We start from the raw sequence: 25613 nt of genomic DNA on the forward strand, positions 1-25613 counted from the left end.
TGACCGCAACGAGTCCGCGTGAGTTCGAACAGGCTTTACGGGCCACCGGTGCGGGCTTACCCTTGAGGTCTTTCCCTGCTTTTTTTCATGCCAAGGACCCCTGCCATGAGCCGTATCTTTGCAGACAACGCCCACTCCATCGGTAACACGCCGCTGGTGCAGATCAACCGCATTGCCCCGCGCGGCGTGACCATCCTGGCCAAGATCGAAGGGCGTAACCCGGGCTATTCGGTCAAATGCCGCATCGGCGCGAACATGGTCTGGGACGCCGAAAGCAGCGGCAAGCTCAAGCCGGGCATGACCATCGTCGAACCGACCTCGGGCAACACCGGCATCGGCCTGGCCTTCGTCGCCGCAGCCCGTGGCTACAAACTGATGCTGACCATGCCCGCATCCATGAGCCTGGAGCGCCGCAAGGTGCTGAAGGCTCTGGGCGCCGAGCTGGTGCTGACCGACCCGGCCAAGGGCATGAAGGGCGCCATCGAGAAGGCCAATGAAATCGTCGCCTCCGACCCGGCCCAGTACTTCCTGCCGGGCCAGTTCGAAAACCCGGCCAACCCGGCGATCCACGAAAAAACCACCGGCCCGGAAATCTGGAACGACACCGACGGCGCGGTCGACGTGCTGGTGGCGGGCGTTGGCACCGGCGGCACCATCACCGGTGTTTCGCGCTACATCAAGCATACGCAGGGCAAGGCGATCCTGTCGGTGGCGGTGGAACCAGTGGCATCGCCGCTGATCAGCCAGACCCTGGCCGGCGAAGAGCTCAAGCCCAGCCCGCACAAGATCCAGGGCATCGGCGCAGGCTTCGTACCGAAAAACCTCGACCTGTCGATCGTCGATCAGGTGGAAACGGTGACCGACGAAGAGTCCAAGGCCATGGCCATCCGCCTGATGCAGGAAGAGGGCATCCTCTGTGGCATTTCCTGTGGTGCGGCGATGGCGGCGGCCGTGCGCCTGGCCGAAAAGCCGGAAATGCAGGGTAAGACCATCGTCGTGATTTTGCCGGACTCCGGCGAGCGCTACCTGTCGAGCATGCTGTTCAGCGACATGTTCAGCGAGCAGGAAAACCAGCAGTAATCGGCCTTGCCGCTGATCCGGCGCAACGTTCGGCGGCTTGGTTTATTGCAAAATCTTCATGATTGAGTTGCTGCCCGGGCTGTTTTTACCCCGGCGGCATCAGTTTATGATGGCAGGATGATTTATCGGAGAGCAGGGCGCGCAGCCCTGTTTCTTCCTCAAGGAGTGAAAGCATGACCTTTTCCTTTGCAGCCAAGGCGGGTGTCTTGCTGGTGTTTTTTGGCAGCGTGCTGTTCGTGCACCTGCGCGGCAAGGCTCGCTTGCCGGTGTTGCGCCAGTTCGTCAACCATTCGGCGCTGTTCGCCCCTTATAACAGCCTGATGTACCTGTTTTCCGGCGTGCCGTCCAAACCCTACCTGGACCGCCAGCGCTTCCCCGAGCTGGACGTGCTGAAGGACAACTGGCAGGAAATCCGCGAAGAGGCCATGCGCCTGTTCGACGAGGGTTACATCCGCGCCGCGGAGAAGGATAACGACGCCGGCTTCGGTTCGTTCTTCAAGAAAGGCTGGAAGCGCTTTTACCTGAAGTGGTACGACAAACCGTTGCCTTCTGCCGAAACCCTGTGCCCGCGCACCGTCGAGCTGGTCAGCAGCATCCCCAACGTCAAGGGTGCGATGTTCGCCCTGCTGCCCGGCGGCAGCCACCTGAACCCGCACCGCGACCCGTTCGCCGGCTCCCTGCGCTACCACCTGGGCCTGTCCACCCCCAACTCCGATGCTTGCCGCATCTACGTCGATGGCGAGGAATATGCCTGGCGTGACGGTGAGGATGTGATGTTCGATGAAACCTACGTGCACTGGGTCAAGAACGAGACCGACGTTACCCGGGTGATCCTGTTCTGCGACATCGAACGCCCGCTGAGCAGCCCGCTGATGACTCGCATCAACCGCAAGGTCAGCGCCTTCCTCGGCCGTGCCACCGCGCCGCAGAACACTGATGACGAGCGCGTTGGCGGGATCAACCAGGCCTACGCCTGGAGCAAGCGCTTCAGCAACCGGATCAGTAGCCAGGTCAAGCAGTTCAAGCGCGCCAACCCCAAGGCCTACCGCGTGCTGCGGCCGGTGCTGGCGGCGGTGGTGGTGTACCTGTTGTATCACTGGTTGTTCTGATTTCTGCCTGTTGGGGCTGCCTTGCAGCCCATCGCGACACAAGGCCGCTCCTACAGGTGATTGCGTACTCCTGTAGGAGCGGCCTTGTGTCGCGATAGGGGCGCAAAGCGCCCCCGGCGTCCTCTCAGAAAACCACTCAGGCAAGACCTTCCAGCAAACCGTCCGCTCGCACGATATCGACTATCACCTGTTCATCTACCGCGTACACCCCCCGCGATGCTTTCCACACCAGGTTCTTGTCCTGCAAGGCGATGAGCGCTTGCTGCACCCCCGGTACCTCGGCCTTCACTTCGCTCGCATCCACGCCAGCCTGTTCCATCGCTTTGGCGTAAAGTGCCAGGGTCGGGGCCTCGAACGGCGCGTAGTCGTTCCCCTTTGCGCACATGACACGTAGAACCGCAGCCTGGATAGGCGTGAGGCTGTGGATCACCTTTTTCAGGTTTGCGTTCAAGTCATTGGCTTGTGCCTGAACAAGCTCTCTGAAGCGTGCCGGAATGGCCTCGGGTTCAATGCCGAAGTCGAAGCGGATTTCATCCGCGGCCGCACCCAATAGCTCTGGGCGATAGCCGCTTTCCTTGAAGAGCTGAAACACCTCCGTTGAATCGAGTGCGCATGGCAGGTCGATATTGGCGCACAGCCAGTCGATGAAGTCCTGGTCCAGGGTCGGGAACTGCACCATGGAGGCGCCGAAGAACGCCTGGTCCTTGCTGTTGCGCAGCATGGCCAGCTTGTCCCGGTTTGAACCGGTGCAGACGATGCGCAAGCCATGGTGCTTCGAACTGTTGAGTTCGTCTCTGGCTGCCTTGAGGGCGAACAGCGCCGCTATTCCTTGCTCGGTCGTGATTGCATGCTGTGCTTCGTCGATGATCAGCACGATGATCTTGCGGGACTCATCGGAGAGCGCCGCCAGGGCGGTGGTCAGGTCGACATCTTGCCCCAGCCCGATCTTGTCCACGCTGAAATTCAGGCCGCCGACAGTGACCTTCTCCATGCCAGATGACTTTGCCAGCCGCGTGATGAAGCCTTCGTTACGCCCGACCGCCTCACGCACCGCTTCTACGATGACTTGCCCGGGATCTTTGGTCAGGTCTTTCCACAGATCGGCATACAGCACAATGGCCCCGGCTGTTTCGAGGGCCGGGCGCAGGTCTTCGCGGGCAAAGGTGGATTTCCCGGTACGTCGTGGCGCAGCGAGAAACACACCAGAGCTTGCTGCGCTGCCCACGGCGACTTGCAGGATCAATTTCGACAGGCGGGACGCAAGCGCCGGGCGGTGATAGACAGTTTCAGGCATCTCGGCCCCTCCGTTTCAATTTATAGTCGATTATAGATGGATTATAGAGGCATTATAGATCTGAGAGGCGCGGTGTTTATAGGGAATTATAGACAGACTATAGAACGATTATAGATTGTGGTGGATGAGGGGCGCGCAGCCCCCCTTTGCTGCCTCAAGCCGGCTCCAACGCCTCCACCACTTTCCCCCGGCTAAGGTGCACCACCTTGTCCGCCGTATCGAAATACCGGTCATCATGCGAAATCACGATGATGGTCTTGCCCAAACGCTTCAGGTCCGGCAGCAGCTCGGTGTAGAACACCCGGCGGAAGGTCGGGTCCTGGTCCGCCGCCCATTCGTCGAACACCAGCACCGGTCGCCCGTCCAGCCAGGCATTGACCAGTGCCAGGCGCTTGCGCTGGCCGGTCGACAGGTCGGTGGTGGTAAAGGCACCGTCGCGTACGCTCACCTTGTGGGCGATCTCCAGCCGCTCGAGGTAGCGCGTGGCATCACTGGGCAGGCTGTGTTCATGCTCGGGCAGGTCGTCGAACAGGTAGTAGTCGGCGAACACCGTGGTGAACAGCTGGCGATAGTCATCCAGCCCCTCCGGGCCGACGGCCTTGCCGTTCAGGCGCACTTCGCCGCGTTGCGGGGTGTATAGGCCGAGCAGCAGCTTGATCAGCGAAGTCTTGCCGCAGCCGTTCTCGCCGACGATGAACAGGATCTCGCCCGGTTCGATGCTCAGGTTCACCGGCCCCACGCGGAACGGCTCGTTGCCGTCCACCGGCGGGTAGGCGTACTCGACGTTGTGCAGTTCCAGGTGCGCGCTGGCCGGGGCGGTGCGCTTGACCGGCGGCTCCAGCAGCAGGTGCGGCTCGGGCGAGGAGAAGCGCTCGGACAGGTCGGCAATGCGGCGGAACGCCACCTGGGCGCGGCCGAGGATCGGCAGGTTGCCGATCAAGGTTTCCAGCGGGCCTTTCATGTACAGCAGCACCAGCACGAAGCCGCTCATCACCGCCGGGTCGTTGCTCGGCCATAGCGATTGCAGGGCCAGGGTCAGGCCGATGACCACGAAGAACAGCATCGACCCCAGGCTCTTGGCCGCGACGAAGATGTTGATGGCGCGGATATGGGTGTTGGCGATGAAGTCGGCGGTGCCCTGGATGTTACGGGTCAGCATGGCGTGGCGGCGGCGGCGGTCGATGCGCAGCTCCTTGGCGCCCTCGGCGATGGCCGAGTAGTGCTTCTGCAGGTTGTCTTCGGCATCGCGGGCGGCGTTGAAGCCGGCCACGCCTTTCTGCCTGGCCACGTACTGGATGCCACTGCCAATGCCGATGGCCGCCAGGGTGATGAGGAAGATCGGCCACGACAGCCAGGCCAGGTAGGCCATGCAGCCAGTCACGGTGGTGAGCGAGATGGCCAGCGGGGCGAAGGCGAAGGCAAAGTCGCTGATGGTGTCGACGTCGCGGGTCAGCACCGGGATCAGGCGGTGGGTGCGGTAGCGCTCGATCTGCTCGATCGGCGCCGACAGCACCTTGGCGCCGAGGTCCTTGCGCAGCCTGGCGATGACTTTCTGCCCAACGTAGTTGGTGCCGCTGTCGGCCGCCACGCTGCTGACCAGGGCCAGCACGCACAGGCCGGCGAAGGCCAGGATCACGCCCTGGCTCATGCCGCCAGCGGCATGCAGGCCCTGGTTGACGGTGGCCAGCAGGGCGGTCACGGCCAGTCCGCCGAGCATGCCCAGCAGCACCGAGACGATTACCGCCGGGCGGTAGGGTTTCAGCAGGCCCAGCAATTCGCGGATGGCCCCGGGGGAGGAGGTTTTCATGAAGCGTGATCTCGCTGGTGAGGTGGGGGCGGGGTCAGCTGCCGAGGGTCAGGGAGCCTTTCATCAAGGTGCCGTGGAACGGGAACGAGCAGTAGAAGCTGTACGCGGTACCTGCCTTCAGTGATCGGGTGTCGAGGCTGACGCTGTCTGTTTCACCGCCGCCGATCAGGCGGGTGTGGGCGATCACCCGGGTGTCGCCGGGCTTCACGTAGTCCAGTGCCTCGCCGGCTTTCTGGCCGTCGTCGAGCACGCCTTGCATGTCGGCCTGGGTACTCAGCACCCAGTTGTGGCCCATCACGTTCTTCGGCATGTCGCCAGGGTGGGTGAGCGTGACGGTGAACACGGCGCAGGCCTTGGGCACGGTGATGGCGGCCTTGTCGAAGGTCATCTGGTCGGTGCCATGGATTTCCACGGCGCATGGCTGCGCCGACCAGGCGGCAGGGGCCACGGCGAGCAGGGCGAGGAGCAGAAGCTGGCGAGTCATGTACGGTTCCTGGGCGATAGAAGGGTGCACATCGTTCAGACGAACCGGCGCGCGCCGGCTTTACCTGTGTGTGCGGCCCAGGTGAATTTCCCCATCGCCCGCTCGTTCATTCAGTCAGGCGCCGACATGGCGCACATCCCGATTTCGCCGCCTATGCGGCCCTGGCCTGAGGTGACCGGACATGAGTGAACTGCTGAGCTTTGCGATCGAACCCCTGGACGCTGCACGCGGCAACCTGCCACTGCTGGTGCGCGCGCCGGAGCCGGGCATCGACCTGCTGGAAGCCTTTGCCGAGTTGCAGCCGCTGGTGGACCGGCACCTGCTGCAGGCTGGCGGCATCCTGTTTCGCGGCTTCGAGGTGGGTGGTGCCGAAGCTTTCCGCCAGTTCGCTGCTTCTTTCGGTCACCCGCTGCTCAACTACGAGTTTGGCTCCACCCCGCGCAGCAACGTGACCAAGGGCGTGTACACCTCCACCGAGTACCCGGCGCACCAGAGCATCCCCCTGCACAACGAGCAGGCCTACACCCTGGAATGGCCGATGAAAATCTGGTTCTACAGCGTGATCCCCGCCGAGACCGGTGGCGAGACGCCGATTGCCGACAGCCGCGAGGTGTACCGGCGCATGCCGGCGCGCATTCGTGAGCGGCTGGTGGAGAAGGGGCTGATGTACGTGCGCAACTACGGCAACGGCCTTGATGTGGAATGGTCGCAGGTGTTCAACACTGAAGACCCGCGCCAGGTCGAGGCCTATTGCCGGGCGCATGCCATCGAGTGCATCTGGAAGGATGACGGCGAATTGCGCACCCGCCAGCGCTGCCAGGTGGTGGCGCGCCACCCGGTGACTGGGGAGGATGTGTGGTTCAACCAGGCGCACCTGTTCCATGTGTCGAACCTGCAGCCAGAGGTGCGCGAGTCGTTGATGGACATCGTCGAGGAAGGGGATTTGCCGCGTAACGTGTATTACGGCGACGGTACGACCATCGAGGATTCACTGCTCGATGAAGTGCGCGGGGTGCTGGACGAATGCACCATCAGCTTTCCGTGGCAGGCAAACGATGTGCTGATGCTGGACAACATGCTTGCGGCGCATGCGCGGTCGCCGTTTACCGGCAAGCGCAAGGTAGTGGTGGCGATGGCGCAGGGGCATAGGGAGGTGTTGGGCTGACAGGTGTTCGCCATGACAGGTTCAGCGCCTATGAGATCGAGCGCCGCCCGCGCGGCGCATCGCGAGCGAAGCTCGCTCCTACATTTGTTTCGGGCCAGTATTGCCTGTGCCAGCGCGCGCGGCCGCCTTGTTTGTCCCACACGATATCCAGTCGAACGCCAAGGGGCCGCGCGCCAATGCCTCAGGAATAATTGGCCCGAAACAGATGTAGGAGCGAGCTTCGCTCGCGATGCGCCGCGCGGGCGGCGCTCGATCTCATAGGCGCTGAACCTGTCATGGCGAACACCTGTCAGCCCTGACGCATTCTCAAGACATGCCCCCAGCAACCTACAAAAATCCCAGACTCTTCCTACGCCTCGGGACTGGCAACTCCACCCCCTGCGAAATACCCTACAACCTCTGTCGACACGCGTCTGATTGTTCCTGCAAATCCCGCACTCTAGGCTTTGCCTGTCGCTGACGGTTCAGCGATCGGGTGTGGAAACCTGGCAAGACATATGATGATTGTTGACACGACAGCTGTACGCGGGAGGCTTTCGGGCCTACCGGGTTCATCATATGCCTGGTTTTCCACCCCGTGTGCAGCTGTCACCCCAATGTGTGGAAACGGACGGGTGGCACATAACTCATATGATGACCATTCCATGACCGACGAAACCAAAACCACCCCCGGTGTCACCTACTTCTACCAAGGCGAAGGCCAAACCCATCCGCTGTTCCGTATCGCTGAGGGCATCCCCTGCCGCAGCGCCCGGGAGCAAGCCTCGGAGTTGATGGGCTATGCACGCGACTTGTCACTGACCGGTTTGATGGACGGCGATCAGCAGATGCTCTGGGCTTCGCATTACTTTGCAGCCATGGCCAAGGCGCTGCTGGATGATGCCGAGTTGGGTTTGCTGCGCTGATCCTTGTATTGACTGGGCTGGCCCTTTCGCGGCTAAAGCCGCTCCTACAGGGATTGTGCATGCCTCAGGTTAAGCAGAATGCCGCAGGGTATGCACAACTCCTGTGGGAGCGGGCGTGCCCGCGAACACCGGCGCAGCCGGTGCCATACAATCAGTGGCAAACCGACCTTTACGTCATTTAGTGGTTGGCATAATGAGAAATTAGTGCAAGTAGAGCGGCGGAGGGCGACCAGCTGATAATTATCCATAGCCCGTTTGCCCAAGTAATTTGAGCGTTCCGCAGACCTGTTGGGTCACCTTCATAAGCGTTGGCTGCTTGCTGAATTTGCACCAGCGCTACCAAGGTTAAAGTCACAGACGTGACCAGAAGCGCGAGCGGCAGCATGAACATGTTATAGAGCGATTGGCTTTCCTCCGGCTGGTCGGGTGCCCAGAATTGCCAGCTCACGAAGAGCAGGTAAGGTACCCAATATCTCAATGTCACTCCAAGCGCTGTACCTTCGACGGTCAGATCCAATTCTTTGCTATAGGTGATTGCTCTTTTCATTAGGGGGTAAATCAAGAAAGAGCCAAACACGCCGCAGAGCAACGGGATTAGAGCGAACCCGCTTTGTCCTCGGATAAGTCTCCAGTGGCAATAGCTCCAATAGGGTATATAAAGGCCCCAGGTTAAGCAGGTCATGGTGATCAGCTTCGATGTAGAGACTACGTGAAGTCGGTGTTTTTGAATGCGCCGGTTTGCTTGAGGTTCGGTGTTATATGAAAGATTTGAGTTCATCTGTTTTGTCTCTCAGTCTAGCAGTTTCATCAGGTAATAGATGGCTATCCAAGCGATGCCGATGGTGTTTAGTGATGATGCAATAAGAATTTTTCTTCTTAACTTCTCAGGGAATTGTAAATGGTCTTGCTCATCCAATAGCCCGCTGCGAATGCTTGAGGCGGGGGACCCAATGGCGCCAGCGATTACAGAAATAACTAGAATTCTGGAACCTATTTTTTTCTCTCCCCACATGCCGGTCGCAAATGGAAGGCACGCGCTCCGTTGGAGTGCTGAAGTCATTTCTTTATATTGGCGAGAGCACGCAATGTGAAGGTCAGATACAAGCCCGATTAAGGCGAGGCAGATAGGAGTGCCTAACAGAAATAGTCTTAGTTTTACGTCAAGGTAATCAATCATCTCCAAAGACCTCGAAGACTAATTCTCCGAACTCCTCACCCGCTTCCATACCACCGATGCTGCCGGCCAAGGCGCCTCCACCAGTGATCACTATTCCGCATGCTACGGCGTAGGGTCCGACTCTCCAGCAAACCTTCGCAGAGATTCTGCCCGCAATTTTTCCTGCCAACCAGCCACCAGCTAAGCCACCGGAGAAATTACCTGCCTCAGAAACGCTGACTTTTTTACAGGCATTTGTGTTGCCCTCTTTGCACACCTCTGAAATTTTCAGGGCAGATCCGCCACCGCCAATAGTAATGCCAACACGCCCTCCGGCTTTTAAATATTTAGCCAGCTTGGCCAGCTTGTCTAAGTGTGTCGAGTAGCCAGGGATATGTGTCGGTCCTCCCGCTTTGCTCCAGTGGTGCACCAAGCTTCTCGAAGAAATTCCCAAGTCCCGGCGCAGACTTTCATAGTTTCCGAGATTGAGGTGTTTTTTTAGAAGGGTCGCATTCAAGTTTGCACTCAATTGCGTGAACAGCTTTTGACGTTCTGCAAAGAACTCAGGGTGCCGAAGATGTCCGTGCTTGACGAATTGGACTTTATGGAGCTCTTCGATTTTTTTCAAAATGGTGCTGAGTTCATCCAGCGACTTGGCAACCATCGCCTCGCTCACCCCCATCGCCAGGCTCACATCGCTGAGCAACGCAGCAATCTCGGCTTGATGGCGCATCATGAATTCCGCCTCTTCGGGCGTCAGTTCCGCCAGTGCTTCACGAGCTTGTTTTGCTGCACTCATCGCAGACAGTTCTTCCCGAGTGCACACCGGGCGCCTCAAACCATCGCCAATGACAAAGATCTCGCCCGCCTTGAACCCCTGCTGATAGGTCGGGTTCAGCCGCTCCAGAATCGACCGAGGCAGGTTGGCCTGCGGCGCGCCCAGTTCTGCCAGGATTTCCTGATACGTCATGCAGCGCGGAACGATGTAGAAACCGGGCTCCATGCCTTGAGGGGTGGGCGAGGGCTGAACCACCTCAGGCTGATAGGTACTTCTTGCCGGGTTACCCGTCCGGGCCTGTGCTGGTGCCTCACGAACAGGCTCAGATGCGGGTGCCCCGCGCGAAGCCGGAGGTGCGTACCCACTTGCAACCAGGCGATTGCTGCCCTGTGGGCACCCGCATTGCACCAGTGCTCCGTCCAGAGCCGTGGGAATACCATCCTGCCGCCAGCGGACTTCGCCCTCGACGATGGTGCCCGTTTGTCCACATAGCGGGCAGGGTGTGGTCGGGTCGCCTTGAAGTAGCCAGTTGCTGCCATGCACACGGCCCCTCGCTTGGCTGGCAATGCAGATGGCGCCTGTGGTGGTTTCGTCGCCGTCCAGGCCTTGGTATCGGCCGAAGATGTTCATGCGCATGCTCATGGCTCGCCTCTTTTTCAGGTGGAAGCCAGGAACCTAGCAGGCGGTTGGCGGGTATTTTCGGGGTGGCGGGGGTTTAGGAAGAGTCCTACAAGGGATAGAGATTTGGACTACGTTATTTTATTGATGGCAATGCCGGTCTCTTAGCGGGCATGCCCGCTCCATAGAACAACACATAAGTCATTGATTTAGCGGGGCTCTGTGGGAGCGGGCGCGCCCGCGAACACCGGCGTAGCCGGTGCCATACACCGCGTTAGGCCCTTCGCGGGCGCGCCCGCTCCCACAGTGAATGTGACACCCTCTCGAACCTTGTTCCCTATGTGACTGTGCAACCCGAAGATCTGGGCAATCTCCCAGCGCGGTCGGTGTGGGAGCTGGCTTGCCGGCGATCACCGGCGCAGCCGGTGCCATACACACTAAATCACCCCCCCACACCTTCGTCTGACAGTTACCGCTCGACTGCCAGGACACCGCTCGACATGAATGCCGACCAAACGCTCAAGCTCGCCCGCCGCTTCATCGAACTCAGCCCCGACAAGCGCCGCCTGTTCCTCAAGGCGCTGCAGGGCGAGGGCATGGATTTTTCCGTGCTGCCGATTGCGCCCGGGGTAGAGGTGGCCGAGCGTGACCAGCTGTCGTACGCCCAGCGGCGCATGTGGTTCCTCTGGCAGCTCGACCCGCAAGGCGCGGCGTATAACCTGCCCATGGCCGTGCGCCTGAATGGCTCGCTGGATCTGGCCGCCCTGCAGCACGCCTTCGATGCCCTGGTGGCCCGCCACGAAACCCTGCGCACCCGCTTCGTCGCCGACGGCGATGACGTGCGCCAGCAGGTCGAGGCCAGCGCCGCCCCGTTGCAGCTGCACCAGGATGCCCTGGCCGGCCTGGACGAGGGCGCCCGTCAGGCCGCCATCGAAACCATCGCCGAAGCCGAAGCCCTGGCCCCCTTCGACCTGGCCAGTGGCCCGCTGTTGCGGGTGCGCCTGCTGCAACTGGCGGCACAGGAGCACATCCTGCTGTTCACCCTGCACCACATCGTCGCCGACGGCTGGTCGATGAACGTGCTGATCGACGAATTCCTGCACCTGTACGACGCCGCCGTGGCCGGCAGCGAAGCCCACCTGGAACCGCTGCCGATCCAGTACCGCGACTACGCCCTGTGGCAGCGCAGCTGGCTCCAGGCCGGTGAGCAGGAGCGCCAGCTGGCCTACTGGCAGGCGCGCCTGGGCGATGACCATTCGCCGCTGGAGCTGCCACTGGACCGCAGCCGCGAGGGCCGCCCCAGCTATCGTGGCGCGCGTCACGAGTTCCCCATCGCCGCAGATGTCGTCGAACGGCTGCGCGGTCTGGCACGCAAGCATAACGTCACCCTGTTCATGGTCCTGCTGGCCGCCTTCAAGCTGCTACTGCAGCGCTACAGCGGCCAGTCGGCGATCCGTGTCGGCGTGCCCATCGCCAACCGCAACCGCGCCGAAAGCCAAGGGCTGATCGGTTGCTTCATCAATACCCAGGTATTGCACACCGAAATCGACCCGCTGCTGGATATCACCGGCCTGCTCCAGCGCGTGCGCGAAACCGCCCTAGGCGCTCAAAGCCACCAGGACCTGCCGTTCGAGCAACTGGTCGAAGCCCTGGACCTGCCGCGCAGCAGCGAGAGCCCGCTGTTCCGTGTGCTGTTCAACCACCAGGCGCAGGTGGCGGATGTGCAAGCCATCGAGACCCGCTCCGGCCTGAGCCTGGCGCCAGTCGTGCTGGCAAAGCACAGCGCCCGCTTCGACCTGGCGCTGGATACCCATGAGCGAGCGGGGCAGCTGCATGCAGCGTTCACCTATGCGACCGACGTGTTCGATACGGCCACCGTCGAAGCCCTTGGCGAGCAGTGGCTAGCCCTGGTGCAGGCATTGGCCGACGAAGCGGCTGGCGCAGTTGGCGAGTTGCCATTGCCAGGCCTGGCCCCTGCCATTGGCGCGCCTGCGCAGGCTGACGCAACGCTGCTGGTTCACCAGCGCTTTGCCGCCGCCGCCAGCCGCCACCCCGAGCGCACGGCGGTGATGGCTGCGGGCGAGCAGGCCAGCTTCGCCGAACTCGATGCCCGCGCCGAAGCCATTGCAGGCCGGCTGGTGGAAGCCGGAGCAGGGCCGGACACACTGGTCGGCGTGCTGGCCGACCGCAGTGTCGGCATGCTCGCCAGTATCCTCGGCGTGCTCAAGGCCGGTGGCGCCTATCTGCCACTGGAGCCCAAGCAGCCGGCCGAACGCTTGGCCTACATGCTTGCCGACAGCGGCACGCGCCTGGTACTGGCGCCCGGCAATTGGCAAGCCGAACTGCCCGAACGCGTGCAGCGCCTGGACTGGGCGCAAACAGGCAACGGCAGCGCCGCCCGCAGCGCCCCGGCGCCGGCCAACCTGGCCTACGTGATCTACACCTCCGGCACCACCGGCCAGCCGAAGGGCGTGGCGATCAGCCACGGCGCCCTGGCCAACTACGTCGAAGGCATCGCCGCACGTTTGCCGGTCGAGCGTATCCGCAGCATGGCCCAGGTCTCGACCCCGGCTGCCGACCTTGGCCACACCATGCTGTTCGGCGCCTTGTGCGGCGGCCACACCCTACATTTGCTGCTACGCGAGCAGGTGCTGGATGCCGAAGGCTTCGCCGCCTACCTGACCGAACACCAGGTAGACGCGCTGAAGATCGTACCGTCGCACCTGGAGGCCATGTTGGTGGCTGGCCGCTCGGCGCTGCCGGCACAGTGGCTGGTGCTCGGCGGCGAGGCCATCAGCCCGAGCCTGCTGGGCAAGGTCCGCAACCTGGCCCCGGCGCTCAAGGTGTTCAACCACTACGGCCCGACCGAAACCACCGTCGGTGTGCTGGTCGCCGAACTGAACGGGCAGGCCAGCCTCGGCCAGCCACTGGCCAACACCCGCGTCGCGGTGCTCGACCGCTGCCTGCAACCCCTGCCGGCCAAAGCCAAGGGCGAGCTGTACATCGGTGGCGCCGGCCTGGCCCGTGGCTACCTGAACCGCCCGGCACTCACCGCCGAGCGCTTCGTTCCCGACCCGAGCGGCCACGGCCAGCGCCTGTACCGCAGCGGTGACTGGGTTCGCCAAGGCAGCGACCTGCAGTTCGCCGGGCGCATGGATGGCCAGGTCAAGGTCCGTGGCTATCGCGTGGAACTGGCCGAAATCGAAAACCAGCTGCGTGCCCTGAGCGGTGTCGCCAATGCCCTGGTGCGTGTGCATGGCCAGGGGCCGCAACTGCAACTGGCTGCCTGGCTGGTGCCCAGCCAGATGCCGGCCGACAGCCTGGCTTGGCAGGAATCGATCCGCGCCAGCCTCAAGAGCCTGCTGCCCGAGCACATGGTGCCGACCCACCTGGTGGTGCTGGAGCACCTGCCGGTCACGGTCAACGGTAAGGTCGATGTCAAGGCACTGCCGGAACCCGCCGCCACCCAGGTGGCCTATCAAGCGCCGCAGACCCCGCTGCAAACGCAATTGGCACAGATCTGGGCGCAAGTCCTGCAAGTACCGCAGGTAGGCCTGGGCGACAACTTCTTTGCCCTTGGCGGCCATTCGCTGCTGGCCACCCAGGCGGTATCGCGGATACGCAAGCAATTGGGGGTGGATATTCCGCTGCGCAGCCTGTTCGACACCGTCGACCTGCAGGCCTTTGCCCAGGCAGTGGCCGAAGGCGAGCAGGGCGCAGGCCTGGACATCGAGATCCTCGATCGCCAGCAACCCCTGCCGGTGTCCCGCTCGCAAAACCGCCAGTGGCTGTTCTGGAAGCTCAACCCCGAAAGCCTGGCCTACAACACGCCGATGGCCGTGCGCATGCAGGGCCACCTCGACCACTGCGCCGTGCAGGCTGCGCTGGATGCCTTGGTAACCCGCCACGAATCGTTGCGCACTGTTTTCGTCGAGGCCGACGGCCTGCCTTGGCAGCGCATCCTGCCGGCTGCCACGGTACCGATCGGTTTCGAAGACCTCAGCGGCCAGGACCACGCCGCGCAGATGCGCAAGCTGGAAGCTGAAGCCTTCGTCCCGTTCGACCTGGAGCACGGCCCGCTGCTGCGCGCACGCTTGTTCAGGGTGCATGCGCAGGAGCACCTGCTGTCGCTGACCTTGCACCATATCGTCTCCGATGGCTGGTCGATGAGCCTGCTGGTGCGCGAGTTCGCCGCCGCCTACAACGCCGCCGCCACGGGTCAGGCGCAAGCCGTCGAGCCGCTGCCGGTGCAGTACGCCGACTTCGCCGCCTGGCAGCGCAAGTGGCTGGCCGAGGGGCAGATGCAGGCGCAGATCGACTACTGGAAGGCCCGCCTGGAAGACGACTTCGAAGTGCTGGAACTGCCTGCCGACCGCATTCGCCCGCAGGTCAAAAGCTACCAGGGCAGCCGCTTCGACGTGCGCCTGCCACAGGCCCTCACCGAGCGCCTGCGGGCACTGGCGGTGGCATCCAACGCCACATTGTTCCATGTGTTCCTGGCGGCCTATGCCATCGTGCTGTCGCGCTACAGCCGCAAGGGCACGCTCAACATTGGCGTGCCGGTCACCAACCGCAACCGCCTGGAGCTTGAGGGGCTGATCGGCTTCTTCATCAACGTGGTCGTGGCTCGTATCCGTGTCGATGGCAGCCAGCCGTTCTCGCAGCTGCTGGCGGCGATCAAGGAGACCACCCTGCAGGCCCAGGCCAACAAGGATGTGCCGTTCCTCGAAGTAGCCGAGGCGCTGTATCCGGAGCGTGACCAGGGTGTGAACCCGATCTTCCAGGTGCTGTACAACCACCTGCGCGACCTCGGCGAGCAGGTGTCCAGCGATGCCCTGCACGGCCTGCAGGTCAAGGAAGTGGACCTGTTGGAGCCGGGCGCGCAGTACGACATATCGCTCAACACCCTGGAGCGCTCCGATGGCGTGACGGCCTCGTTCAACTATTGCACCGACCTGTTCGATGCCGCGCGTATCGAGCGCATGGCCGGGCATTGGCAAGCACTGCTGGAAGCCATCTGCGCCGAACCACAATGCTGCATTGCCGAGCTGGACTTCCTTGGCAGTAGCGAACGCCAGCAGCTGACCCACGGCTGGAACCCGGCGCCCCAGGCTGGCAGCGGCTTGTGTGCGCACCAGCTGCTGGCGCGACAGGCCCACGAGCGGCCGGATGCGCTGGCGCTGATCTTCGACGACCAGCAGATGACCTACGCCGAACTGGACCGCAGCAGCAACCAGCTGGCTCACCGCCTTCGGGCGCTGGGTGTGGGGCCGGACTGCCTGGTTGGCGTGGCTGTCGAGCGCGGCCTGGGCATGGCCCTGGCGCTGATCGCCATTCACAAGGCGGGTGGCGCCTATGTGCCGCTGGACCCGGACTACCCGCAAGAACGCCTGGCCTACATGGTCGAGGACAGCAATATCGGCCTGCTGCTGGCCGATGCGCCCTCGCGTGAGCGCCTGCAATTGGGCAAGCAACTGCCCTGCGTGGTACTGGAGCCGGGCACCGAGTGGCTGCAAGCCTGGCCCGCCGAACCGCTGGCCAACCTGGCGGCACCGCACAACCTCGCCTACGTCATCTACACCTCCGGCTCCACCGGCATGCCCAAGGGCGTGGCCATCGACCACCAGGCCCTGTCGCTGTTCTGCCAGGTGGCCGGCGACTATTCGCGCCTCACCCCGAGCGATCGCGTGCTGCAGTTCGCCACCATCAGCTTCGATGGCTTCATCGAGCAGTTCTTCCCGCCGCTGGCCCAGGGCGCCTGTGTGGTGCTGCGCGACCTGCGGCTGTGGGACACCGCCACCCTGCTGGACGAGATCAACCGCCACGGCGTGACTGTGGCCGACCTGCCGGCGGCCTACTGGCGCCTGCTGGCGCTGGAGCGCCGCGCCCCCGAGGCCTATGGCCGGCTGAAGCAGATTCACGTGGGGGGAGAAGCGGTGCCGGAAGATGCCCTGCGCGCCTGGCTGGCCGATGGCCCGCCAGCAGTGCGCCTGCTGAACACCTACGGCCCGACCGAAGCCACCGTGGTCGCCACCACCTACGATTGTTCGCAGATGACCGTGGAGCAGATCAGCCTGGGCGGCGTACCGATCGGCCGTGCCTTGCCGGGGCGTACCCTGCATGCTCTGGACGATGGCCTGGCGCCGACACCGGTGGGCGTGCCCGGCGAGCTGTTCATCGGCGGGGCAGGGTGCCTGGCGCGCGGTTATCACCAGCGGCCGTCACTCACCGCCGAGCGTTTCATCCCCGACCCGTTCGACCCGGTTGGCGGTGGCCGTCTGTACCGCACCGGCGACCTCGGCTGCTACGACGAAAACGGCCAGCTGGCCTATCGCGGCCGGGTCGACCACCAAGTGAAGGTGCGCGGCTTCCGTATCGAGCTGGGCGAGATCGAGCAATACCTGCGGGCGCACCCGGACGTTCGCGAAGCCACCGTGCTGGCCATCGACCTGCCCAGTGGCAAGCAGCTGTGCGCCTATGCGGTGCCCGCCGAAGGTTACCGCGGCGATCTGCGCCAGGCCCTGAAGCAGTACCTCAAGGCCAGGCTGCCGGACTACATGATCCCGGCCTACCTGGTGACCCTGCCGAGCATGCCGCTGACCCCCAGCGGCAAACTCGACCGCAAGGCCCTGCCACTGCCAGACCCGAACCAGCCACAGCATGAATATCAGGCGCCGCAGACCGAGCGGCAGCAGCAGCTGGCGAACATCTGGGCACAGTTGCTGAACGTTGCCCGGGTCGGCCTGAGCGACAACTTCTTCGAGCTGGGCGGCCACTCCTTGCTGGCGGCCCAGGCAGTGTCGCGGATCAACGTCGAGCTTGGGCTGGACATACCCCTGCGGCTGATCTTCAGCCACCCCGAACTACGAGCGTTCGCCCAGGCACTGGACGAGCAGGGCCTGTCGCTCTCCGACGATGGCCTGAGCGATATCGAACACATGATGAATGCATTCACAGAGGCCTGACATGGAACTCACTGCCGCACAACGTATCGCCCAACGTTTCGTTGGCCTCCCTGTGGAGCAACGCCAGCAGATCCTGGAAAAGATGCAGGCCACCGGCCAGAGCTTCCGCCTGCTGCCCATCGTGCCCGCGCGCCAGGGCCTGGCGCGTATTCCGCTGTCGTACGCCCAGCAACGCCTGCTGTTTCTCTGGCAGCTGGAGCCCGACAGCCCAGCCTACAACGTGCCGATGGCGGTACGCCTGAAGGGCGCGCTGGACCAGGCAGTGCTGCAGCAGGCGCTGGATGCGCTGGTGCAACGCCACGAATCGCTGCGCACGCGCTTTGCCTCGGAGGAGGGCGAGTTCTACCAGGAAATCCTCGAGCACTGCCCGCTGGCGCTGGAATTGCTGATGCTCGACGGTGCCGTCGATGAGACAGCGCTGAGCGTGGCCGTGGACGCCGCCCTCAAGCAGCCCTTCGACCTGCTGAGTGGCCCGCTGCTGCGGGTGACCCTGCTGCGCGTGGCCGCCGATCACCACGTGCTGGCGCTGAGCATGCACCACATCATCTCCGACGGCTGGTCCAGCGATGTGCTGGTGCAGGAATTCATCCAGCTGTACAGCGCCCTGGCCGAAGGCCGGCAGGCCGAGTTGCCGGCCTTGCCGATCCAGTACGCCGACTACGCCATCTGGCAGCGCGCCTGGCTCGAGGCAGGTGAAGCGCAGCGCCAACTGGCCTACTGGCAGGCCCAGTTGGGCGGCGAGCAGCCGGTGCTGAGCCTGCCGCTGGACTTCGAGCGCCCGGCCACGCCCAGCCAGCGTGGCGCGGTGGTGCGTGTGGACATCGGCGCCGAACAGGCCGAGGCCCTGCGCAGCCAGGCGCGCAAGGGTGGCCACACGTTGTTCGTGTTGGTACTGGCGGCCATGGCGGTGGTGCTGTCGCGCTACAGCGGCCAGGCCGACATCCGCATCGGCGCCCCGAACGCCGGGCGCAACCGCAAGGAGCTGGAAGGCCTGATCGGCTTCTTCATCAACACCCAGGTGCTGCGCGTGCAGGTGGACGAGCGCGCCACCTTCGCCGCACTGCTGGAGCAGGTAAAAGACGTGATCGGCGGCGCCCAGTCGCATCAGGAGCTGCCGTTCGAGCACCTGGTCGATGCCTTGCTGCCCGAGCGCAACCTGGCCCACAACCCGCTGTTCCAGTTCAAGATCAACCAGCACGTGGCCGCCAGCGATGCAGGGCGCAAGCGCCTGGGCGCGCTGGAGGTGGAAGGCTTTGCCCGTGACGGCGGCGATGCCCGCTTCGACCTGGCGTTCGACTTCTCGGACAAGGCCGACGGCATCGAAGGCTATTTCACCTACGCCACCGACCTGTTCGAGCAGGCCACCATCGAACGCATGGCCGCTTCGCTGCGCCAGGTGCTGGATGCGCTGATCCGTGACCCGCAGCAGGCGATCGTCGACAGCCCGCAAGTGGCGACGCTGCTGCCGGCGGCCACGCAGGCCTACCCGCACGGCAACTTCCTCGCTTTGTGGCGCCAGGCAATGGCGCAAGGCCAGGCCCACGGCGGTGTGCGTGCTGGTGACCGGTTCATGACCCAGGCCGGGCTGGAGGCGGCGTCCAACCGCCTGGCCGACTACCTGCGCCAGCACGGCGTCGGTGCCGGCAGCATCGTTGCCCTGTGCCTGCCGCGCTCCATCGAGTGGGTCGGCGCCTTGCTCGCAGTGCTCAAGACCGGCGCCGCCTACCTGCCGCTGGACGCCCAGCAACCGCCGGAGCGCCTGCAGCAACTGATTGCCGACAGTGGCGCCGCCGTACTCCTGCATGAGCCGGGCGACCAGCGCTTCGCCGGCCTGGACGGCGTGCAGCGGATTGCCTGCGATCACACCGCCTGGGCAACCTGCAGCGACAGCCCGGTCGAGGTGGCCATCGCCGCCGAGCAACCGGCCTATCTGATCTACACCTCGGGCTCGACCGGCCAGCCGAAAGGCGTGGTGGTCAGCCACGGGGCGCTGGCCAGCTACACCCAGGCGGTGCTGGAGCGCCTGCAACTGCCGGCCGCGGCGAGCATGGCGATGGTGTCCACCACCGCGGCCGACCTGGGCCACACCGTGCTGTTCGGTGCCTTGGCCTCGGGCCGCCTGCTGCACTTGTTGCCACAGGAACTGGCGTTCGACCCGGATGGCTTCGCCAGCTACATGGCGCAGCACCAGGTCGGCGTGCTCAAGCTGGTGCCGAGCCACCTGCAAGGTTTGCTGCAAGCGGCCCGCGCCGCCGATGTGCTGCCCGCCGAGGCATTGATCCTGGGTGGTGAGGCATGCAGCTGGGGCCTGTTGGAAAAAATCCGCGAACTGCGCCCGGCCTGCCGGGTCATCAACCACTACGGCCCGACCGAAACCACTGTCGGCGTGCTCACCTTCGAGCCGGGGCAGCCGCTGCCAGGTTGCCGCACGGTGCCGGTCGGGCGCCCGCTGGGCAACGCCTGCGCCCAGGTGCTGGATGGCTACCTCAACCCGTTGGCGGCGCAGGTGCCCGGTGAGCTTTACCTGGGCGGGCAGGGTGTCGCTCAGGGCTACCTGGGCCAGCCCGCATTGACCGCCGAACGCTTCGTGCCGACCGAGGGTGGTGCCCGCCTGTACCGCACCGGCGACCGCGCGCGGCTGACTGCCGATGGCCTGGTCGAGTTCATCGGCCGTGCCGACGACCAGGTGAAGATCCGCGGCTATCGCGTGGAGCCAGGTGAAGTCGGCCGGGTGCTGGCCGGCCTGCCTGGTGTCAACGAGGCCGTGGTACTGGCCTTGCCATTGGAGGGCGATGCCGAGCGCTTGCAGCTGGTGGCCTACGGGGTGGCCGATGCAGGCGTGACCGTGCAGCAACTGCAGGCGCAATTGCAGGCACGCCTGCCGGACTACATGGTGCCGGCGCACATACTGCTGCTGGAGCGCCTGCCACTGACCGCCAATGGCAAGCTCGACAAGCGCGCCTTGCTGGCACCGGGCGCGGTCAGCCGTGGCTATGTGGCGCCGCAAGGCGATATCGAGGAGAAGCTGGCTGCAGTGTGGGCCGATGTGCTCAAGCTGGAGCAGGTCGGCAGCACCGACAACTTCTTCGAACTGGGCGGCGACTCGATCCTCAGCCTGCAGATCATCGCCCGGGCCAAACGCCAGGGCATCCGGATCACCCCCAAGCAGCTGTTCGAACAACAAACCATCGCCCAGCTGGCCCAGGTAGCCAAGCGCATCGAGGCCAAGCAAGCGGTTGCGGCCGCAGCCATGGACACCGCCACCAGCGGCGAGTTGGCATTGCTGCCGGCCCAGGCGCGTTTCTTCGAGATGGAGATCGCCCAGCCGGCGCATTGGAACCAGTCGGTGCTGCTCAAGCCGGCCAGCCCGGTGCAGGTGCAACACCTGCAGGCAGCCCTGCGCGCCGTGGTCGAGCAGCATGATGCCCTGCGCCTGCGCTTCAGCCGTGGCGAAAGCCAGTGGCAGGCGCGCTTCCAGCCGCTGGACAATGCGCCACTGCTGCACCAGCGCAACCTGGCAGCACTGAGTGAACTGGACGCCGCCGGCAACCAGGTGCAGGCCAGCCTGGACCTGGAGCACGGGCCGCTGCTGCGTGCCGAACTGTTCGATTTCGCCGATGGCCAGCAGCGCCTGCTGCTGGTGGTCCATCACCTGGTGGTCGACGGTGTGTCGTGGCGGGTGTTGCTGGAAGACCTGCAAGCGGCCTACCGGCAATTGCTGAACGGCCAGGCCGTGAGCCTGCCCGCCAAGACCACCTCGGTGAAGACCTGGGCCGAGCGCCTGGCCAGCCATGCCGGCAGCCCCGCATTGCAAGCACAGCGCGACTACTGGCTGCAGGCGCTGGCCGGCGACCACGCCGAACTGCCGCGTGACAACCCGCTGGGCAGCCTGGCCAACACCCATGCCCGTACCGCCGCCACACGGCTGGATGCCGAGCGCACCGCCAAACTGCTGAAACAGGCCCCGGCGGCCTACCGCACGCAGATCAACGACCTGCTGCTGACCGCGCTGGCGCGCACCCTGTGCCAGTGGAGCGCACAGGACAACGTGCAGGTACTGCTGGAAGGCCATGGCCGCGAAGACCTGTTCGACGACCTCGACCTCAGCCGCACCGTGGGCTGGTTCACCAGCCTGTTCCCGGTGCGTCTCACACCCGGCCAGGACCTTGGCCAGTCGATCAAGGCGATCAAGGAACAACTGCGCGGCGTGCCGGACAAAGGCCTCGGCTACGGCCTGCTGCGTTACTTCGGCGATGCTGAAGTGCGTGACCAGCTCGAGCGTGCCGCCCAGGCTCGTGTCACCTTCAACTACCTGGGCCAGTTCGATGCCAGCTTCGATGCCGAGGCCGGCGCCCTGTTCACCCCGAGTGGGGAAAGCGCAGGCCGTACCCAATGTGCCGGCGCGCAGCTGGGCAACTGGCTGAGCATCACCGGCCAGGTGTACGGCGGCGAGCTGTTCCTGGAGTGGACCTACAGCGCCGACGTTCATCACCCGGCCACCATCGAGAAGCTGGCCCAGGCCTACGGGCAGGCCTTGGCAGAGCTGGTCGAGCACTGCTGCGATGCGCGGCACCAGGGCGTGACGCCGTCGGACTTCCCGCTGGCCGCGCTGACCCAGGCGCAACTGGACAGCCTGCCGCTGGAGGCCGGGCAGATCGCCGATGTGTACCCGCTGTCACCCATGCAGCAGGGCATGTTGTTCCACACCCTTTACGACCAGCAGGCCGGTAACTACATCAACCAGCTGCGCGTGGATGTGGAGGGGCTGGATGTGCAGCGGTTCCGTCAGGCCTGGCAGGCCACGCTCGATGCCCACGACATCCTGCGCAGCGGTTTCATCCTGCAAGGCGAACTGGAGCAAGCCGTACAGGTGGTTCGCAAGGCCGTCGAACTGCCATGCAGCGAGCATGACTGGCGTGGCCAGCCGGCGTTGGAGCAGGCATTGCAGACCCTGGCCGAGGGTGAGCGCCAGCGCGGTTTCGACCTTGCTGCCGCGCCGCTGCTGCGCCTGGTACTGGTACGCACGGGCGATACCCGCCACCACCTGATCTACACCAACCACCACATCCTGATGGACGGCTGGAGCACCTCGCGCCTGTTGGGCGAAGTGCTGCAGCGCTATGCCGGCCTGGCGCCGCAGGCCCAGGCCACGCACTACCGCGACTACATCGCCTGGCTGCAGGGCCAGGACGCGGCCGTTGCCGAAGCCTTCTGGAAAGCCCAGCTTGCCGCCCTGGACGAGCCGACCCGCCTGGCCCTGGCCATCGCCGGCAGTGCAGGCACAAGCGGTAGCGGTCATGGCGACCACCGCCTGGCCTTCGACCCTGAGCAGACCGCACGCATCGAAGCCTTCGCCCGGGCCAACCGGGTCACGGTCAACACCCTGGTGCAATCGGCCTGGCTGCTGCTGTTGCAGCGCTGCACCGGCCAGGCCAGCGTGTGCTTCGGTGCCACTGTCGCCGGCCGCCCGGCAGACTTGCCGGGGGTAGAGGAACAGATCGGCCTGTTCATCAACACCTTGCCAGTGATCGGCGCCCCGCGTGCCGAGCAGACCGTGGCCGAGTGGATCGGCCTGGTGCAGGCCGGCAACCTGGCCGTGCGCGAGTTCGAGCACACCCCGCTGTACGATGTTCAGCGCTGGGCGGGGCAGGGCGGTGACGCCTTGTTCGACAGCATCCTGGTGTTCGAGAACTACCCGGTGGCCGAGGCGCTGCAACAGGGCGCGCCCGGTGGCCTGCGCTTCGGCGATGTGGCCGTGCAGGAGCAGACCAACTACCCGCTGACCCTGGTGGTGGAACTGGGCACCACGCTGTCGATGCAGTACAGCCATGACCGTGCGCTGTGGAGCGACGAGAGCATTGGCCGCCTGGCTGGCTACTTTGCCAACCTGCTGCAGGCGCTGGTGGAGAATGCTGACGCGGTGGTTGGCGAGCTGCCAATGCTGGGCCTGCCAGAACAGCGACAGATGGTCGAAGGCTGGAACGAAACCCAGGCGACCTACCCGGACGAGCGCAGCATTCACCAGCTGATCGAAGCCCAGGTGTTCGCCACCCCGGATGCCCCGGCGCTGACCTTTGGCCAGCAGACCCTGAGCTATGCCGAGCTCAACCGCCGTAGCAACCGGCTGGCGCACAAGCTGCGCGAGCAGGGCGTGGGGCCGGATGTGCTGGTGGGCATCGCCATGGAGCGCAGCCTGGAGATGGTCATCGGTTTGCTCGGCATCGTGAAGGCCGGCGGCGCGTATGTGCCGCTGGACCCGGAATACCCCCAGGATCGCCTGAGCTACATGTTCGAGGACAGCGGCATCGCCTTGCTGCTGACCCAGTCGCACCTGCATGAAGCCCTGCCGATCCCGGCCGGCCTGCGCAGCCTGGACCTGGATACCGAGAACTTCGACGGCTACAGCGATGCCAACCCGAATGTCGACGTGGCCCCGCTGAACCTCGCCTACGTGATCTACACCTCCGGCTCCACCGGTCGCCCGAAAGGTGCTGGCAACAGCCATCAGGCGCTGGTCAACCGCCTGTGGTGGATGCAGAAGGCGTACGGCCTGGACGCCAGCGACAGCGTGCTGCAGAAAACCCCGTTCAGCTTCGACGTGTCGGTGTGGGAGTTCTTCTGGCCGCTGCTGACCGGGGCACGCCTGGTCATGGCCCAGCCGGGCGCGCACCGCGACCCGCAGCTGCTGGTCGAAACCATCAACCACCACGGCATCAGCACGCTGCACTTCGTGCCGTCGATGTTGCAGGCGTTCATGACCCACGAAGCGGTCGAAAGCTGCGTCAGCCTCAAGCGCGTGGTGTGCAGCGGTGAAGCGTTGCCGGCCGAACTGGCCCGCCAAACCCTGCAACGCCTGCCGGCGGCGGGCCTGTACAACCTGTACGGCCCGACCGAGGCGGCGATCGACGTGACCCACTGGACCTGCCAGCCGGACGAAAGCATCAGCGTGCCGATCGGCCAGCCGATCGACAACCTCAAGACCCACATCCTCGAAGGCAGCCTGCAACCGGCGGTGCGCGGCAGTGCCGGCGAGCTGTACCTCGGTGGTGTCGGCCTGGCCCGTGGTTACCACCAACGCCCGGCGCTGACCGCCGAACGCTTCGTGCCGGACCCGTTCAGCGACAACGGCGGTCGCCTGTACCGCACCGGCGACCTGGCGCGCTACCGCGTCGATGGCGTGATCGACTACGCCGGGCGCATCGACCACCAGGTGAAGATCCGCGGCCTGCGCATCGAGCTGGGCGAGATCGAGGCGCGTCTATTGGAGCTGCCGAGTGTGCAGGAAGCCGTGGTGCTGGCCCAGGACGGGCCAAGCGGCAAGCAGCTGGTGGGCTATGTGGTGCCTGCCGACAGCACGCAAGACGAAGGCGCGTTGCGCGACAGCCTGCGCGAGGCGCTGAAGGCCGGCCTGCCGGACTACATGGTGCCGGCGCACCTGCTGCTGCTCGGCAAGCTGCCGGTGACGCCGAACGGCAAGCTGGACCGCAAGGCCCTGCCGCAGGCGGATGCCAGCCAGTCTCAGGGTGAATACATCGCCCCGCAGAGCGCGCTGGAGCAGCAGATCGCGGCGATCTGGGCGGATGTGCTGAAGCTGGAGACGGTCGGCCTGGGTGACAACTTCTTCGAGATTGGCGGGCACTCCTTGCTGGCCACCTCGGTGATCGTGCGCATCCAGGAGCAGGTGGGGGTAGTGGCCGAATTGAAAGAACTATTCGAGTTCCCGGTGCTGGCTGACTTCAGTCGTCAACTGGAAGCCAGGACGCCCCTGGTCGATTCCACCCAGGACCAGTTGGCCAGATCCCTGGCGCTGCTCGATAGCCTGAGCATGGAAGAGCTCGATGAACTGATTTCCTGACCTGATGTGATCTGTGCATGTGGGTAAACCCTTTCCCATAGATATGAGGCATTCCTTCAGCTGGTGGGGTCCCTGTGGGAGTGGGCATGCCCGCGAAGCAGGCGACGCGGTGGATGGCACCGGCTGCGCCGGTGTTCGCGGGCGCGCCCGCTCCCACAGGTACAGCGCAGGTTTCCGAGTCCCACAGGGGCCCTGCCAATTCAATGAGTTATGTGCAGTGCCATGGGAAGTGGGTTCGGTGCAGGTTTCAGGGTCACGCTGTACCTGCACCGGGCGCTGCCTCCACCGAATTTCCATCTAAATCCATGCCACCACTCAACCGTCTAACTACGGAGGAAATTGATGAGCTGATTTCTTAGGAGATTCCCTGTGCAAGAGCTGCTCGATACGGTCGTAT

General features: G+C 64.3%; 12 protein-coding genes. 6 read left to right on the forward strand and 6 right to left on the reverse strand.

The genetic code is table 11. From position 1 onward, the window contains the following. Nucleotides 1-105: 105 nt before the first annotated feature. On the forward strand, nucleotides 106-1080 hold the full coding sequence (gene cysK / locus IMX18_RS04300; RefSeq protein ID WP_013973746.1) for a cysteine synthase A: 975 nt from the start codon (nucleotides 106-108) through the stop codon (nucleotides 1078-1080). 173 nt (nucleotides 1081-1253) lie between these two features. Next, nucleotides 1254-2189 carry an aspartyl/asparaginyl beta-hydroxylase domain-containing protein gene (locus IMX18_RS04305; protein ID WP_013973745.1) on the forward strand — a complete coding sequence of 312 codons (936 nt, stop codon included), beginning with the start codon at nucleotides 1254-1256 and terminating at the stop codon, nucleotides 2187-2189. A 136-nt stretch (nucleotides 2190-2325) separates the two neighbouring features. On the opposite strand, the gene IMX18_RS04310 is transcribed toward IMX18_RS04305, so the two are convergent. The 3 genes from IMX18_RS04310 to azu form a co-directional block, all read right to left on the reverse strand. Further along, nucleotides 2326-3483, reverse strand: coding sequence for an ATP-binding protein (locus IMX18_RS04310; RefSeq protein WP_102083962.1), 1158 nt, complete (start codon nucleotides 3481-3483; stop codon nucleotides 2326-2328). A 154-nt stretch (nucleotides 3484-3637) separates the two neighbouring features. Then, entirely contained in the window at nucleotides 3638-5290 is a 1653-nt protein-coding gene (locus IMX18_RS04315; protein WP_015271335.1) for a cyclic peptide export ABC transporter, read from the reverse strand. A gap of 34 nt (nucleotides 5291-5324) precedes the next feature. Beyond that, nucleotides 5325-5774: an azurin gene (gene azu / locus IMX18_RS04320; RefSeq protein ID WP_085721507.1), complete on the reverse strand. Its 450-nt coding sequence runs from the start codon at nucleotides 5772-5774 to the stop codon at nucleotides 5325-5327. Nucleotides 5775-5955: 181 nt separating this feature from the next. Here azu and IMX18_RS04325 point away from each other — a divergent pair, with 181 nt between their 5' ends. Next, the gene (locus tag IMX18_RS04325) at nucleotides 5956-6939 is read left to right on the forward strand and encodes a TauD/TfdA family dioxygenase (protein WP_217191236.1); all 984 of its coding nucleotides are present in this window, start codon (nucleotides 5956-5958) and stop codon (nucleotides 6937-6939) included. Between the two features lie 644 nt (nucleotides 6940-7583). Further along, nucleotides 7584-7844, forward strand: a complete 261-nt coding sequence (locus IMX18_RS04330; RefSeq protein ID WP_015271332.1) for a DUF3077 domain-containing protein — start codon at nucleotides 7584-7586, stop codon at nucleotides 7842-7844. Between the two features lie 178 nt (nucleotides 7845-8022). Here the strand turns inward: IMX18_RS04330 and IMX18_RS04335 are convergent, their stop codons facing one another. From IMX18_RS04335 to IMX18_RS04345, 3 genes are all read right to left on the reverse strand, one after another. After that, a complete protein-coding gene (locus IMX18_RS04335) occupies nucleotides 8023-8391 on the reverse strand; it encodes a hypothetical protein (RefSeq protein WP_015271331.1) in 369 nt (122 codons plus the stop codon). A gap of 243 nt (nucleotides 8392-8634) precedes the next feature. Continuing rightward, the gene (locus tag IMX18_RS04340) at nucleotides 8635-9021 is read right to left on the reverse strand and encodes a hypothetical protein (RefSeq protein WP_054573777.1); all 387 of its coding nucleotides are present in this window, start codon (nucleotides 9019-9021) and stop codon (nucleotides 8635-8637) included. Further along, the gene (locus IMX18_RS04345) at nucleotides 9014-10420 is read right to left on the reverse strand and encodes a PAAR domain-containing protein (protein WP_217191234.1); all 1407 of its coding nucleotides are present in this window, start codon (nucleotides 10418-10420) and stop codon (nucleotides 9014-9016) included. The genes IMX18_RS04340 and IMX18_RS04345 overlap by 8 nt, the downstream gene beginning before the upstream one ends. 476 nt (nucleotides 10421-10896) lie before the next feature. Between IMX18_RS04345 and IMX18_RS04350 the strand changes: the two genes are divergently transcribed. Next, on the forward strand, nucleotides 10897-17361 hold the full coding sequence (locus tag IMX18_RS04350) for a non-ribosomal peptide synthetase (RefSeq protein WP_217191231.1): 6465 nt from the start codon (nucleotides 10897-10899) through the stop codon (nucleotides 17359-17361). Between the two features lies 1 nt (nucleotide 17362). Beyond that, nucleotides 17363-25216 (forward strand): non-ribosomal peptide synthetase, encoded by a 7854-nt coding sequence (locus IMX18_RS04355; protein WP_217191230.1) that lies wholly within the window; start codon nucleotides 17363-17365, stop codon nucleotides 25214-25216. Nucleotides 25217-25613: the final 397 nt, after the last annotated feature.

This window comes from Pseudomonas shirazica, from assembly GCF_015168335.1.
GTDB classification, from domain to species: domain Bacteria; phylum Pseudomonadota; class Gammaproteobacteria; order Pseudomonadales; family Pseudomonadaceae; genus Aquipseudomonas; species Aquipseudomonas asiatica.